The organism is uncultured Erythrobacter sp., assembly GCF_947502395.1.
Taxonomy (GTDB): domain Bacteria; phylum Pseudomonadota; class Alphaproteobacteria; order Sphingomonadales; family Sphingomonadaceae; genus Erythrobacter.
In genome coordinates, this window is sequence record NZ_CANMZM010000001.1 from 656,137 (window position 1) to 669,951 (window position 13,815).

Genomic DNA, 13,815 nt, shown 5'->3' on the forward strand with positions numbered 1-13,815 from the left:
GGCCTCCTTAAAGGGGGGCAAAGCGCTAAGCAAACAAAGGTCCCCGCCAAGGGCGCCTGCCCCCTAGAAGAGGGCGATTCTGGAGTCAATGGTGCACTGCGATGCTTTCCGCATTCAATGCCGAAATGCGCGCCAATTCAGGGGCAGATTGAAAGGCGCTCAGGCGGTGCAGACGTCCGCGTCTTCCACGTGCCGTCGGGCGCTTGGTATCTCTCACCTGGAACTGTGCGCATAATCGCCTGACAGCCAGCCGTGGTGGCGTAGGCCTCAAGCGTTGCCTGATTTGTTTGCGCGCGCTGCGTGTACACGGCGCGTCGCTTGATATTGATATCGTTGACCATATCGCGCAGCGCCGGTGTCGCTTCGCCCACGATGCCGAGATAGCCATCGATCTGCTCACCAACAGTGCCATTGGCCCGCGCTGCCGCATAAGCAGGATCGCGCTGAGCGCTTGCCGGAGACGTCAGCAGGGCCGCGGTGGCGGTAGCCGTCAAAGCGCCAAGGGCCAGCTTTCGCCCAAGCCCTCGCTTTTTCAAAGTGTTCATCGTTGTTTCCTCCCGGCGTTCGTCGCCCGAAAAGATTGCCAATCAAAAGATATCGGCATTCTCATCAATAGTGTTGCTCGCATCCTCGGCCAGTTCGACCAGAAGGCGCGCTTCGATATTCACATTGAGCTCTATCACAATCGGCTCTTCCGGGGCGGCGACATTTATGCAGCCGCTCGTCCCCAAGAAAGCCATGCTGCCGAGCAAAGCCCAAAGTCTATTCCAATCCATTTTGCGCCCCTCGCCTAGGTGGTTTTTGTATCTGGCAGCGGCGCAATGCTGGGTCAAATTCAGCTCTCTCATGGCATGTTTTCGCTTTCTGGAGGTTGAACGGGTGGTTCATTGCGACGCTGCAATTCGTCAGAATTTGTAACAGGTGCAGGAGCAGGCTCAGAGACAGTGTCTGCCCCTTCTTCGTTTGTGCGTCTTGCTTCGAGCGCACCGATATTCTCGCCCACAAATCTTTCCACTTCTGCAGCCGAGGCAAATACGGTTGGATCGAAGATGCCCCGTACAATGGTTGCCAGCGTGTAGAAGTTTTCGGAGCGCACATTAACCTTGAACCGGATCGGGAGTTTAGCCAGTTGGCGCGTCAACAGATTCTGGCTGGCACCCTCACCCTGCCGCACGCCGTCAATGTTGAAGTTTGTGACGATCTCACCGGCAAGATTACCGTTCAATCCAATGCTCATCTGATTGTAATCGAGCGAACGCAGCGTCTGGAAAGCGAAGTTGCCCATGGCTCCCAAATCCTCATAGGTGAGTTCCCCGACGTAAGAGACATTGCCGCCGGGCGGACGAGAGATGAGAAGACCGCCTTGGATCGTTCCATTCCCCTGCGCATCAAAGACGATGGGTATCGTTCCATCGAACTCACCCGTCGCGCCGATATTGGCGAGTTCCGTTTGTGCCACAAAAGTGGCTGCGTCCAAGGCAACAATCTCAAAAATATAGCTCTGCCCCTGCCCGCTGCCATAGTCGAGCTCTACGGGTCTCAAGATCAACTCTCCGCCCATAAATGGCCAGCGTGCGTCATTGAGAGAAATCAAAGTACCGTTGGTGATGGAGTAAACCACCCTGCCCTCCAGCGCCTCAACCCCCGGATTGACCGACGCGATGCTGGCAACTTGTGCAGGCGCGGTAGTGAGGCTCAAGAGATCGGTAAACTCAATTGTTCCCTTAACTCCGCGTACCGGGCCGAAAGCTGCAGCAAAGTCAAAACCTTCGGTCGAAAAGCTGCCCTGGCTTGTGATTTCATCACCTTGCCATTCAACTCTCCCTCGCCCCTTAATCTCACCATCAGCAAAAGCGATCAGACCTACTGTAAGGGGGGTTAGATCATCAGGCTGAAGCCCTTCATCAAAACGGATACCGGGCACGCCAATGCCCGCGCGGCCTCTACCTGACGCAAGATCGTGCCGGATCACGATGTTTGTAACCCTTCGACCAGACATCGGATTATACAAAGCTGCCCTGGCTCGAATGGATCCATCTCTCAAACTGAGGGAGATCCCGCGACCTTCGAGCGGCTCGAAACGCGCCTCCGCACCCTCGTTTGCAGCAACGCGATCGGTCAGGGTGAGTGTTCCATCGCTCACCTCGAGCACATCGTCTGCAAAGCTCCACCCACCCGCAAGGTCAGACAGATCAAGCGGCACAGCATCGAGCGCTGCGTTCCCGCCCGTGAAGCGCCCACTTAGGCCATCCATAAATGTACCCTCAAGCGTTTCTGTCGCAATCCGGAGAGCGCTGTCTTGAGCACCCACCATCGCCTCCAACCCTTGTATGCTGAAATTGCTCGGATACCGCAGCGTGGCACCTGAGAGAGAGACGCGGACGGGGTTCTCACCCTGCATGGCATCAACAGACATATCGCCCAGTTGTGCCGAAACACTGAGACTGTCGCGGTAGCTCACAAGCGAAGTGCCGCGGATAGGGCACAACACAATAGTTTCCGGGCCTAACGAGAAGTTGTAGGCATTCAGACCCTCAATCTTTGCGTTGAGACAGCGGGTGCCAAATGCAAGGCCCGACGCCGGTGACCATCGCCCTTCGAGTGGCAATTCAAGCCCGCGCACAGTACCGCCTGGTATCGCCCCTTCGGCTTGAACAATGCCAGTAAAGCGAATGCGGCCGCCCGCGTCTCGCCGGCCCTCCAATCTCGGCAACGTGATCATATCGTTACCCAATCGATACTCCGCCATTGTCATTCGCATGGCTACCTCACCGGACCCACCTCCCTGAAACCGCGCATTGATCCGTGGAAGACCCTCGCCACCAGTGAGGATGTTGCCAGCGAGCCGCTCGGGTTGGTCTTCACCTGCGTTGTTATAACTCAGCCGGGACAAAGCGATAAGCGTTTCGCCGCCGCTGCTTCGTAGCCGAGCCTCTGGGACAACAAGTCGGACGCTTTTGCCGTTGGCTCGCACCGATATGTCGCCAGCGAAGCTGCTGTTATTGATGCCGCTCTCTAACCCGGTCTGCAACTTGCCGAGCAATGATGCGAGGAATGTTCCCTCACTCTCAGACCGCGCGTCGAGAATCGCTTCGGCTGTCATCAATCGGCTTCCATCGATGCCTTCGCCGGACACCCTTGCTGCCCACTCATTGCGGGCAAATCCCTCACGGCTTCTTAGCGTGCCGTCAGCACCAACTCGGGCAGCTCCCACAAGATCGTTTGACAGTCCTTCACCTTCAAGGTCGTGGCGCAGGCTTAGTTCGCCATCAAAGCTCCAGGCGAAGTCTGCGGTTCCACCAAGCTTGGCGAGTGTCGCCTGTGGATTGGCGATATCCGAGGAGGTCAGAGCAAGGTCGCCCTCTACCGAGCCAAAATCGTCTGCTAGAGTTAGGAGAGCTCCGATGTCAGCTAGAGCGATCCGATTGCCTTCACAGTCGACCTCTCGGAGACGCACAGGGCCATCTAAGCTGAGCCGACCACTCGAACTGGTCAGATCGCCATATACCGTCGCGGACTGCGCCCGGCATCCCTCCACGCCAATTCCCGGAGCGGTCGCGGCAATCGTGCCTGCAAAACCATCGTCGAGCCTGCCTTCGCCATCTATTTTTGCACCGACCACACCATAGTCGCTAGCGATCCGCGCTCTGCCATCGACCACCTTTACATTCAGCGAAGGCAAACCGGCGGGTTCTTCGCTTTCAGAAAACAACAAGGAATCCAGGCTTCCGAAAGTGATCACTCCATCGGCAAATTTGCCAAACAGTCTGGGTCGCACCAGTTCTACTTTGCTAATCTCCGGCGGCCCGTAGGTATAGGTGATATCGAGCGTCACCCGCTCAGCAGTTAAATCTGGCAGGGAGGGATCGCCAATCTCAAGGTTGGTGATCACTTGCTGCCGGGTGCCAATCGACTCTATCTCATAGGAGGCTTCAAGGCCGCTCTGGGTCAGCGCATCATCTATAAGACTGCCAGCGATACGTTCTCTGGTCGTCCAGGCAACAGTCGCGGTCAGAACTATCAGGAGGGCCAGTACGATGCTGATCCGCCAGCGCCAACGCTCGGGCCACAGCCTAAGTCGCCTTTTCCCTTCCAAATCGGGCAGATCCTGTTCGGGCTTTACCTGAGACATCAATGACATCACTTGCGCGTCTTGTCCGCAAAGGCAATGATGCACCCAGGTAAAACAGCGGCGAGGCGTTAGATTGCCCCGGTTTAATGACGCATTTGACTTTGGCGAAGGCGCAGAAGGCAGTTCAGCGCCTCCTAAAGATCCGCCCTTTTCCGATTCTGGCAAACACGCCGGTGCAGGTCATCGCGAACGGCTGCGCGAGCGGCTCCTTAAAGGCGGAGCGGAGGCGCTCGCTGACTATGAAGTGCTTGAGTACTTGCTCTTTGCCGCCATCAAACAGGGCGACACAAAGCCCATTGCCAAAGCACTGCTCGCCCAGTTCGGATCGCTTTCAGCCGTGCTCAACGCGGACCCCGCCGCGCTCCAGCGAACGAAGGGCGTTGGCAAGACGAGTGCAGCGGCACTCAAAAGCGTTGCGCTTGCGGCGAGACGCATGGCTAGAAGCGAGGTTATCGAGAAACCAATTCTGAGCAGCTGGCAGGCACTGATCGACTATCTTGCAATCGATATGGCCCATTTAACCGTAGAACGAGTCCGGGTGCTCTATCTCGACACCAAGAACCGACTGATTGACGATCATCATGTTGGAGACGGCTCGATCGACGAAGCGGCTATCCATCCTCGCGAGGTGATCCGGCGAGCGATGGACGTGGGCGCGTCAGCGCTCATTCTCGTCCACAATCACCCATCGGGAAGCCCGGAGCCAAGCCGCGCCGATATTCAGATCACTCAGAAAATCGCCGAGGCAGGGAGGCTTCTAGGCGTAACTCTGCACTATCACGTAATTGTCGGGCGAGAAGGCCATGTTAGCTTGCGTGCCAAGGGCTTAATCTAAGAGAATAGCCCTATGAGCCTTCTTTCTCCGTAATCAGCCTCACTCCAGAATGCTTGGCGAAGAAGCTCCACGCCCAGTTTACCACAACCGTCACTCGGTTGCGTGCGCCAGTGAGGAAGCCAACATGGACGAGGCCCCAGAGCCACCACGCAAGCGCACCAGACATCTTGAACATGCCAAAATCGGCGACAGCTGATTTGCGACCAATCGTCGCCAAGCTTCCCTGGTGCTTGTAAGCAAAGGGACCGGGGCATTCCTTGTTTAAAAGCTCAGCCTCTATCACCCGGCTGACGTAAGCACCTGCCTGCTTGGCCGCAGGAGCCAGACCGGGTACCGGATTGCCTTCCCAAGCATTGCTTCCCGCTGTGTCGCCAATGGCGAAGATATTCTGGAACGCCCCACCATCGCTGCCAATGACACGCATAAAATCGTTGACCTGCGCGCGTCCTGCTTGGTCGGCCTTGGCATTGAGCCACTTGGCAGCAGGGGAAGCAGCCACACCGGCCGCCCAAAGCACAGTCTCGGTCTCGAGCTTTGTCTCTTCTCCGATCTGCACGTGCGTTTCGGCGATTTCGGTGACACGGCTATCCGTGCGAATCTCAACGCCCAGCTTCTCAAGCGAGTTGGCGGCCTCCTGTGAAAGTTTTTCAGGAAACGCTGGGAGAATTCGGTCACCTGATTGAACAAGAATCACCCGAGCGGACGCAGGATCAATGGTTCGAAACTCACGCTCAACACTAACCTTAGCAAGTTCAGCGATAGCACCAGCGAGCTCCACCCCTGTCGGCCCTGCACCAACAATCACAAAGGTAAGCAATCGCTTAATCCGGGCTTCGTCACCCGATGCCTCGGCCTCCTCAAAGGCGTTGAGGATCGATGCGCGTACCGCAACGCCGTCTTCAATGGTTTTGAGGCCAGGCGCATAGGGACCCCATTCATCACGCCCGAAATAGCTGTGCGTTGCACCAGTTGCGAGGACGAGCCGATCGTAACTGAGCTGCTCACCATTTCCATAGGTCAGCGTATTCGCATCGGGATCAATACCAGTCACTTCACTCTTCAGCACACGCACATTGCCATCGCCTCTGAAAAGCGAACGGATGGGAGCAGCGATGTCCGCCGGATTCAGTGTTGCGGTCGCAATTTGATAAAGCAGTGGCTGGAACAGGTGATAATTGCGCTTGTCGATCAGGGTGATACGCACCGGCAGGCGCTTGAGCCTCGCCACTGCTGCAAGCCCGCCAAACCCTGCCCCCACCACCACAACATGCGGCCAACGTTCGGGGATTTCGGAATAGTCTCGGTCGAACAAGATGTTCTTCTCCAACCAAGCAAGGATGCCGCGATCTGCTGAGAAGACACCTGCACCTTTAGCCTCGTAGATCGCGAGGAAAAGGAAGGGGAAAAATGTCACATTGGGATGCACGCCAGCAAACATGAAGGCCGCTATCAAGAAGAACAGGCCATAGGAGACAATTACCGCGCCGAACCCGGTGAAAAAAAATCCGGCAGAAACGAGAGCCAGCCATCCGGGAAAGCCCGAAAAGATTGTGACGGGCAACCATGTCATGACCGCAACAGGCGGCTCAATCACCTCAGCATAGGTGAGCAACGTCACACCCATCCAAATGCGCAATACTGCCATGACAATCGGCGCCAGATACTCGCGCGACCAATCCCAAGCGATGACCGTAGGGCGTGCCAAAGGAAGAGCAGAGGCCTTGAACCCGGAGGACAGAATCCGATCCAATGAGAACGCGGCCGGCCCATGGAACACATACCAGATCAGCATCGCGCTAACGATCAAATTGGTAGTCGTGGGGATATAGACCGCCTGGCTAACAATAGTGAGGGTTGCCATGGCGAGCGCCGCGGGGCGTGTCATAAGCCCTGCAATCAAGAGAACAGGCCCGATCAGCTCGATCGCAAGCCCGGTCGCGGCCGCATTGACTGGGCTCATCCAGCTAACAGGGTACTCCACCGTCGCTAGCAGCACGGCTGTGTCCCAGTCGGCTGCCTTTACGAGGCCAGAGCGCAGGAACCACATACCGATAAAAAAGCGAATGACGAGATCACTGAAGGGCCAGAACGACTCTGTTCCCTCGAGATACCATTTGGTCCATCGCCTGAACGTTACCCGCAGAAAGGGTGGGTAGCGCTCTTCCTGAAGCCGCTCGCCGGGCCCAAGACCGGAACTGGGCGAACCGCTTAGGCTGCTTTCGCTCGTCATCAATAAATGTCCTCCTGCCCTTGCTTTCGCGGATTTAGGTTCTCCGGTTACAAGAACGCAGTAAGGTGATAGCGCCGCATTCGCTCTTGCCAAGCCGCGTGTGTCCGCATAGCCGCGCGGTGCACATATTCCTGACACGCAAAGGACACCTTTTCCAATGGTCCCCCGTTACGCCCGACCTGCCATGACCGCTCTTTGGGAGCCCGAAGCCAAGTTTCGCATCTGGTTCGAAATCGAAGCACATGCGACTCAAAAGCTGGGTGAAATGGGAGTCGTACCTGAAAGCGCTGGTAAGGCCTTATGGGACTGGTGGGCGACCAATCCAGTGATCGATGTTGAAGCGATCGACGCGATTGAGGCAGTGACCAAGCACGACGTGATCGCATTCCTCACTTGGGTGGCTGAGCAGGTCGATGCGGCAGGCTACACCGGTGAAGCGCGCTTCATGCACCAAGGCATGACCTCTTCGGACGTGCTCGACACTACGCTTGCGGTGCAATTGGCACGCGCAACCGACATTCTGCTGGAAGACCTCGACGCGCTCCTCGCCGCGATCAAGACCCGCGCCGAGGAGCACAAATTCACTCCCACCATTGGCCGCAGCCACGGTATTCACGCCGAGCCTGTGACCTTTGGTTTGAAGCTTGCACAAGCCTATGCCGAATTTGACCGCTGCAAAGATCGCCTGATCGCAGCACGAGCGGAAATCGCGACCTGTGCGGTGTCGGGTGCGGTAGGGACCTTCGCCAACATCGACCCTGAAGTTGAAGCCTATGTCGCTGAGAAACTCGGCCTCACCCCCGAGCCGATCAGCACACAGGTGATCCCGCGTGACCGGCACGCAATGTATTTCTCTACGCTCGCCGTAATCGCAGGATCAATTGAACGTCTTGCGGTGGAAGTTCGCCATTTGCAGCGCACAGAAGTGCTTGAGGCTGAAGAATACTTCTCGCCGGGCCAAAAAGGCTCCAGCGCAATGCCGCATAAGCGCAACCCAATCCTCACCGAGAATTTGACCGGTCAGGCGCGCATGATCCGCTCCTACGCCCTTCCCGCATTGGAGAATGTGGCGCTGTGGCATGAGCGGGATATCTCGCACTCATCCGTTGAGCGTTTCATTGGGCCCGATGCGACTATCACACTGGACTTTGCTCTCGCCCGCCTAACCGGCGTTGTCGACAAGCTGCTAGTCTACCCGGAGCGGATGCAAGCCAACATGGATAGTATGGGCGGCCTTGTGCATTCACAGCGTGTCTTGCTCGCACTAACGCAAGCGGGCGTGAGCCGCGAAGACGCCTATCGCCTTGTTCAACGCAATGCGATGAAGGTGTGGGAGTCGAACGGAACCGTCTCCTTGCTTGAACTGCTCAAAGGCGATGAAGAAGTCACCGCCGCGCTGTCTGACAAGCAGCTCGAAGAGAAATTCGACCTCGAATACCACTTCAAGCATGTCGATACGATCTTTGCACGGGTCTTTGGGTAAATTGCGCAAGCTGGACTTGAGCGCCAAAACCCCTAGATTTGCGGCTTGGCAAACAGGAACGATCAGAAGGGATCACAAGAACCCATGCAGATAGTGCGAACCATATTGTGGGTCATGCTCGCCTGCGCGATCATGCTTTTTTCATTCCTTAATTGGACGCCGGTTGAAATCACCCTGTGGGATGGCTTCCTGGTGGAGACAAAAGTACCTGCGCTGGTGATCCTCGCTTTTCTCTTGGGCCTTGTACCGATGTGGCTGTACCATCGCAGCGTCAAATGGGGCCAAGATCGCCGCATTCGCAGCCTTGAAAACTCTATCAAATCCGCCGCGATGGCCCGCCAAAGTGACATGCCTGCCGTTCAATCAGGTGTGGAGAAGCTTGAGGATAAGAGTGGGGAAAAGTCTGAGGCTAAGCCGAATGACCGACTTGGACCAGTGGACGATGCTGCGCCAGGTAATGCTGCATGAGCAATCCCGTATTTCTAGCACTCGACGTTCCTCAGATCGAGCCTGCCAAAGCTCTCATCAACAAAGTCAAAGCACATATTGGCGGCGTAAAGCTGGGCCTTGAGTTCTTCTGCGCCCACGGTGGGCACGGCGTCCACGAGATTGCGCATTTGGGTCTGCCGATCTTCCTCGATCTTAAGTTTCACGACATACCCAACACTGTCGCATCCGCCATGATGGCGATCCACGTTTACGAACCAAAGATCGTGACGATCCATGCAAGTGGCGGGCAAGCGATGATGGAGGATGCGAAGGCCGCCGCCGCAGAAGGCTGCAAGGTCGTGGCAGTCACCACACTGACCAGCATGGATGCATCCGATCTCGCCTCAACTGGCGTTGGCAGAAGCGCAGAGGATCAGGTAATGAGGCTCGCAGAGCTGGCCCATGCCTCGGGCCTCGATGGCATTGTTTGCTCTGGCCAAGAAGTAGGTAAAGTGCGCAAGCAATGGAAAGACGGCTATTTCGTCGTTCCAGGCCTTCGCCCCCCAGGCTCCGGTGCAGGCGATCAGAAACGCGTCGTTACCCCGCGCAAGGCCCGCGATGACGGCGCTAGTGTCCTCGTGATCGGCCGCCCGATCAGCCGCGCAGATGACCCAGTTGCAGCCGCCCGCGCAATTGAGGCGACGCTTTAGGTCCACGGAATGGCGGTACAGATCAAGATTTGCGGGATTCGCGAAGACCGCGCTCTGGAAGCGGTGATCGAAGCAAAGGCCGATTTCGGCGGCTTCATCTTTCACCAATCCAGCCCGCGCAACCTCACTATATCCGAAGCTTCGCGCCTCACTGCGTTGGCAGAGGATCGGATCCAGCGAGTTGGCCTGATGGTGAATCCGAACGATGACTTTCTTTGTGAACTGGCGGCTCACGCTTCCCTCGATGCGGTGCAGCTCCAAGGCTCTGAAAGCCCGGAGCGTGTCGGTCAAATCCGTGAATTGCTCGGGGTGCGGGCGTGGAAAGCAATAGCGGTGGCAAGCCGCGAGGACATCCTTCGTGCAGAAGCTTATGCCGACACGGCTGATTTCATCCTGTTCGATGCCAAGACACCGCCCGGCGCTCTGCCAGGTGGAATGGGCCTACGATTCGACTGGAATCTGCTCAAGGGCCTCGACGTCGGTCTCCCGTGGGGTCTTGCAGGCGGATTGAATGCGGACAATGTCGCAGAAGCGATCCGCCTGACCCGGACACCATTGGTCGATGTGTGTTCGGGAACGGAAGCAGCACCCGGCATCAAGGACGTGGACAAGATTGCGGCGTTCTGTAAAGCGGCTCGCGAAGCTTGATCCCCCCTCATGTAAAGCACGCTCAAATGAACGAGACCTCTCCTAACTCCTTCCGCAACCAGCCTGACGACCGGGGCCATTTCGGCGATTTTGGCGGGCGCTATGTCGCCGAAACGCTGATGCCGCTGATCTTAGACCTGGAGCGCGAATATCGCGCGGCGCAGGAAGATCCCGCATTTCAGGCTGAGTTCGACGATCTGCTCGAGCATTATGTCGGGCGCCCCTCACCACTCTATCATGCAGAGCGGCTGACCGAGGAATTGCGCAAGGACGCGAAGCCCGGAATGGGTGCGCAAGTGTGGTTCAAGCGCGACGAGCTCAACCACACCGGCGCGCACAAGATCAACAATTGCATCGGGCAGATCCTGCTCGCCAAACGCATGGGCAAGACCCGCATTATCGCGGAAACCGGCGCGGGCCAGCACGGGGTTGCCACTGCGACCGTTTGCGCGCGTTTTGGTCTGCCCTGTGTAGTCTATATGGGCGCTGAGGATGTTGCGCGGCAATCGCCCAACGTGTTCCGGATGAAACTGCTCGGTGCCGAAGTCGTCCCGGTTACAAGCGGACGCGGGACGCTTAAGGATGCGATGAACGACGCGCTGCGCGATTGGGTCGCCAATGTGCACGACACATTCTACATCATCGGCACCGCTGCAGGCCCGCACCCCTACCCTGAACTGGTGCGCGATTTTCAATGCGTGATCGGTAAGGAAGCGCGTGCTCAAATGCTGGCACGGGCTGGCAAGCTCCCCGACCTGCTGATCGCATGCATTGGCGGGGGCTCCAATGCGCTCGGCCTGTTCCACCCGTTCTTGGACGATGCAGACGTGAGAATGCTCGGCGTTGAGGCTGCCGGAAAGGGCCTTGAAGGTTCGGAGCACAATGCCAGCCTTCTGGGAGGCAGTCCGGGAATCCTGCATGGCAACAAGACTTATCTGTTGCAGGACGAAGATGGGCAAATAAGCGAAGGCTATTCGATCTCAGCTGGCCTGGACTACCCCGGCATTGGTCCCGAACACGCGTGGCTCAAAGAGACAGGCCGCGTGGAATACACCGCCGTCACCGATGATGAGGCTTTGGAAGGCTTCCAACTGCTCTGCCGCACCGAAGGGATTATCCCAGCGCTGGAGCCGTCCCACGCCCTCACCGCCGTCTCCAAACGCGCGCCAATGATGCGCGAGGATGAGATCATCTGCATGAACCTGTGTGGTAGGGGCGATAAGGACATTTTCACCGTGGCTGAAAAGCTTGGGGTGGAGATGTGATTGAGCCCTCTCACCTTCAGGGGAGAGGGTTGGGAGAGGGGTAATGCGCGACCTTCGCCTCACGGCCCACGCCAAAGCAATGCGCAAGGTCATGCCGGAACCGGAGAAGCGGATGTGGCATCAGTTGAGAGCAGAGCGGTTTCAAGGCATCAAATTTCGCAGGCAAAAGGTGATCGGGAAGTATATCGCAGACTTTGCCTCAAACACTCCCAAGTTGGTGATTGAAATTGATGGCGAGACACATGCGGGCCCAGATGACTATGACGCGGCACGAACACAATATCTGGAAGATCAGGGATACACGGTGATCAGATTTTCGAACCTTGAGGTGATGGACAATATAGAGGGCGTTTTGACCCGGCTTTCTGGAGCTGTGGCTGAATTGCGAGCCTCGCCCCCTCCCCCAACCCCCTCCCCTAAAGGTGAGGGGGCTTTGTCATGACCCGCCTCCAAAACGCTTTTAGCAAACCCCATGCCGCTTTCGTCGCCTTCATCACTGCTGGTGATGGCGACACCGCTGCCAATCTTGACGCGCTCGTCGAAGGTGGCGCTGATGTGATTGAGTTGGGGATGCCCTTCACCGATCCGATGGCCGATGGGCCTGCTATTCAAGCTGCGAACCTGCGCTCGCTTGGCAAAGGCACCACCACCGCCGATGTCCTGCAATATGCCTATGAGTTCCGTGAAAGGCACCCTGATGTGCCGCTGGTCCTTATGGGATATGCCAACCCGATGATCCGACGGGGGCCTGAATGGTTCGCCAATGCCGCCAAAGGCGCAGGTGTGGACGGTGTCATCTGCGTCGATATTCCGCCTGAAGAGGACGATGCGTTGGGTCCAGCCCTTCGCGATGCAGGCATTTCGCCCATTCGCCTCGCCACCCCGACCACCGATGCAAAGCGCCTGCCGCAAGTGCTCGAAGGATCGAGCGGCTTTCTCTATTACGTCTCCGTCGCCGGGGTCACCGGTCTACAACAAGCCGCAGCTGGCTCCATCGAAGAGGCTGTCGCAGCGCTCAAAGCGGCCACCGATATTCCCGTCGCTGTCGGCTTTGGCGTGCGCGAACCGGCGCAAGCCGCCGCCATTGCCGCCCATGCAGACGGCGTTGTCGTAGGGTCAGCCTTTGTTGACTTGGTAGGCGAACATGGCGCAAAGGCTCCGGCAAAGCTACAAGAGCTTACCGCTGCCATGGTTGAAGCCATTAAAGCGGCGTAAGGGGTCAAGAAAATGAGCTGGTTAAACCGCGTTCGCAATTCTTTGGGCTTTGGCGCCGAGAAATCGAGCACCGAAAAAGACCTTTGGATCAAATGCCCCAATTGTCAGGAAATGCTGTTTGTTTCCGACTATGAGGAAAACCTCCACGTCTGCCCAAAATGCGGGCACCATGGGCGGATCAATGCCGATACGCGCCTTAGCTTGCTGCTCGACGAAGGGTTTGAGCTGCTTCCTATTCCGGAAGTGACCGAAGACCCGCTGAAATTCAAAGATTCGAAGAAATACACCGACCGTTTGAAAGCCGCGCGCGCAAAAAGCCCGCATGCCGATGCGTTCGTGACAGGATCGGGCACGATTAACGGTAAGGCAGCCGTTGTGGGTGTGCAGGATTTCTCCTTTATGGGCGGCTCGATGGGCATGGCCGTGGGCGAAGCATTTTGCCAAGGCGCACAAAAAGCGCTCGACCGGAAATGCGCCTTCATCGTGGTGACTGCTTCTGGAGGTGCGCGGATGCAAGAGGGCATTTTGGGCCTTATGCAGATGCCAAGAGCGACCATTATGACCCGGCGACTCAAAGCTGCTGGCCTTCCTTACATTGTACTCCTGACAGACCCGACATCGGGCGGGGTGATGGCTGCCTACGCTATGCTAGGCGATATCCATATTGCCGAACCAGGAGCGACACTCGCTTTCACGGGCCGCCGGGTTATCGAAGAAACCATTCGTCAAAAGCTGCCCGACGATTTCCAGACGAGCGAGTATTACAGCAAGCACGGCATGGTCGATATGATCGTACCGCGCAAAGAGCTGAAAGAGCGTTTGGCGACTGTCCTCGACTTCCTTCAGCCGGCAGATGAAGCTGCCTAAA

13 protein-coding genes are annotated in these 13,815 nt (G+C 57.2%); 9 read left to right on the forward strand and 4 right to left on the reverse strand.

Annotation, left to right across the window (positions count from 1 at the left end):
- Positions 1 to 137: 137 nt before the first annotated feature.
- From Q0778_RS03125 to Q0778_RS03135, 3 genes are all read right to left on the reverse strand, one after another.
- On the reverse strand, positions 138 to 545 hold the full coding sequence (locus Q0778_RS03125) for a YdbL family protein (protein WP_298304460.1): 408 nt from the start codon (positions 543 to 545) through the stop codon (positions 138 to 140).
- Between the two features lie 42 nt (positions 546 to 587).
- Complete coding sequence (locus tag Q0778_RS03130; protein WP_298304458.1) at positions 588 to 776, reverse strand: YnbE family lipoprotein; 189 nt, start codon at positions 774 to 776, stop codon at positions 588 to 590.
- 68 nt (positions 777 to 844) lie between these two features.
- Complete coding sequence (locus tag Q0778_RS03135; RefSeq protein ID WP_298333927.1) at positions 845 to 4,132, reverse strand: YdbH domain-containing protein; 3,288 nt, start codon at positions 4,130 to 4,132, stop codon at positions 845 to 847.
- A 73-nt stretch (positions 4,133 to 4,205) separates the two neighbouring features.
- Between Q0778_RS03135 and radC the strand changes: the two genes are divergently transcribed.
- Positions 4,206 to 4,967 (forward strand): DNA repair protein RadC, encoded by a 762-nt coding sequence (gene radC / locus Q0778_RS03140; RefSeq protein ID WP_298333929.1) that lies wholly within the window; start codon positions 4,206 to 4,208, stop codon positions 4,965 to 4,967.
- A gap of 10 nt (positions 4,968 to 4,977) precedes the next feature.
- On the opposite strand, the gene Q0778_RS03145 is transcribed toward radC, so the two are convergent.
- Positions 4,978 to 7,197 (reverse strand): FAD-dependent oxidoreductase, encoded by a 2,220-nt coding sequence (locus Q0778_RS03145; protein ID WP_298333930.1) that lies wholly within the window; start codon positions 7,195 to 7,197, stop codon positions 4,978 to 4,980.
- Positions 7,198 to 7,354: 157 nt separating this feature from the next.
- Between Q0778_RS03145 and purB the strand changes: the two genes are divergently transcribed.
- The 8 genes from purB to accD all read left to right on the forward strand — a co-directional run bounded on the left by purB (position 7,355) and on the right by accD (position 13,814).
- Complete coding sequence (gene purB / locus Q0778_RS03150; RefSeq protein ID WP_298333931.1) at positions 7,355 to 8,680, forward strand: adenylosuccinate lyase; 1,326 nt, start codon at positions 7,355 to 7,357, stop codon at positions 8,678 to 8,680.
- A gap of 84 nt (positions 8,681 to 8,764) precedes the next feature.
- Positions 8,765 to 9,148 (forward strand): hypothetical protein, encoded by a 384-nt coding sequence (locus tag Q0778_RS03155; RefSeq protein WP_298304446.1) that lies wholly within the window; start codon positions 8,765 to 8,767, stop codon positions 9,146 to 9,148.
- Complete coding sequence (gene pyrF, locus Q0778_RS03160; protein WP_298304444.1) at positions 9,145 to 9,819, forward strand: orotidine-5'-phosphate decarboxylase; 675 nt, start codon at positions 9,145 to 9,147, stop codon at positions 9,817 to 9,819. Before Q0778_RS03155 ends, pyrF begins: the two co-directional genes overlap by 4 nt.
- 9 nt (positions 9,820 to 9,828) lie before the next feature.
- Complete coding sequence (locus Q0778_RS03165; protein ID WP_298333932.1) at positions 9,829 to 10,467, forward strand: phosphoribosylanthranilate isomerase; 639 nt, start codon at positions 9,829 to 9,831, stop codon at positions 10,465 to 10,467.
- A gap of 26 nt (positions 10,468 to 10,493) precedes the next feature.
- Positions 10,494 to 11,732, forward strand: coding sequence for a tryptophan synthase subunit beta (gene trpB, locus Q0778_RS03170; protein ID WP_298304441.1), 1,239 nt, complete (start codon positions 10,494 to 10,496; stop codon positions 11,730 to 11,732).
- A 43-nt stretch (positions 11,733 to 11,775) separates the two neighbouring features.
- A complete protein-coding gene (locus tag Q0778_RS03175; RefSeq protein WP_298333934.1) occupies positions 11,776 to 12,174 on the forward strand; it encodes a DUF559 domain-containing protein in 399 nt (132 codons plus the stop codon).
- A complete protein-coding gene (trpA, locus tag Q0778_RS03180) occupies positions 12,171 to 12,947 on the forward strand; it encodes a tryptophan synthase subunit alpha (RefSeq protein ID WP_298333936.1) in 777 nt (258 codons plus the stop codon). The genes Q0778_RS03175 and trpA overlap by 4 nt, the downstream gene beginning before the upstream one ends.
- 12 nt (positions 12,948 to 12,959) lie before the next feature.
- Positions 12,960 to 13,814, forward strand: coding sequence for an acetyl-CoA carboxylase, carboxyltransferase subunit beta (gene accD / locus Q0778_RS03185; protein WP_298333937.1), 855 nt, complete (start codon positions 12,960 to 12,962; stop codon positions 13,812 to 13,814).
- Position 13,815 lies beyond the last annotated feature (1 nt).

What these genes read in the sequence shown, in the direction of transcription:
- pyrF (WP_298304444.1), top strand. Translation starts at nt 9,145, where the DNA reads ATGAGCAATCCCGTATTTCTAGCACTCGACGTTCCTCAGATCGAGCCT.
- Q0778_RS03125 (WP_298304460.1), bottom strand. Translation starts at nt 545, where the DNA reads ATGAACACTTTGAAAAAGCGAGGGCTTGGGCGAAAGCTGGCCCTTGGC.
- Q0778_RS03130 (WP_298304458.1), bottom strand. Translation starts at nt 776, where the DNA reads ATGGATTGGAATAGACTTTGGGCTTTGCTCGGCAGCATGGCTTTCTTG.
- Q0778_RS03155 (WP_298304446.1), top strand. Translation starts at nt 8,765, where the DNA reads ATGCAGATAGTGCGAACCATATTGTGGGTCATGCTCGCCTGCGCGATC.
- Q0778_RS03145 (WP_298333930.1), bottom strand. Translation starts at nt 7,197, where the DNA reads ATGACGAGCGAAAGCAGCCTAAGCGGTTCGCCCAGTTCCGGTCTTGGG.
- Q0778_RS03135 (WP_298333927.1), bottom strand. Translation starts at nt 4,132, where the DNA reads ATGTCTCAGGTAAAGCCCGAACAGGATCTGCCCGATTTGGAAGGGAAA.
- accD (WP_298333937.1), top strand. Translation starts at nt 12,960, where the DNA reads ATGAGCTGGTTAAACCGCGTTCGCAATTCTTTGGGCTTTGGCGCCGAG.
- Q0778_RS03165 (WP_298333932.1), top strand. Translation starts at nt 9,829, where the DNA reads ATGGCGGTACAGATCAAGATTTGCGGGATTCGCGAAGACCGCGCTCTG.
- trpB (WP_298304441.1), top strand. Translation starts at nt 10,494, where the DNA reads ATGAACGAGACCTCTCCTAACTCCTTCCGCAACCAGCCTGACGACCGG.
- trpA (WP_298333936.1), top strand. Translation starts at nt 12,171, where the DNA reads ATGACCCGCCTCCAAAACGCTTTTAGCAAACCCCATGCCGCTTTCGTC.
- Q0778_RS03175 (WP_298333934.1), top strand. Translation starts at nt 11,776, where the DNA reads ATGCGCGACCTTCGCCTCACGGCCCACGCCAAAGCAATGCGCAAGGTC.
- purB (WP_298333931.1), top strand. Translation starts at nt 7,355, where the DNA reads ATGGTCCCCCGTTACGCCCGACCTGCCATGACCGCTCTTTGGGAGCCC.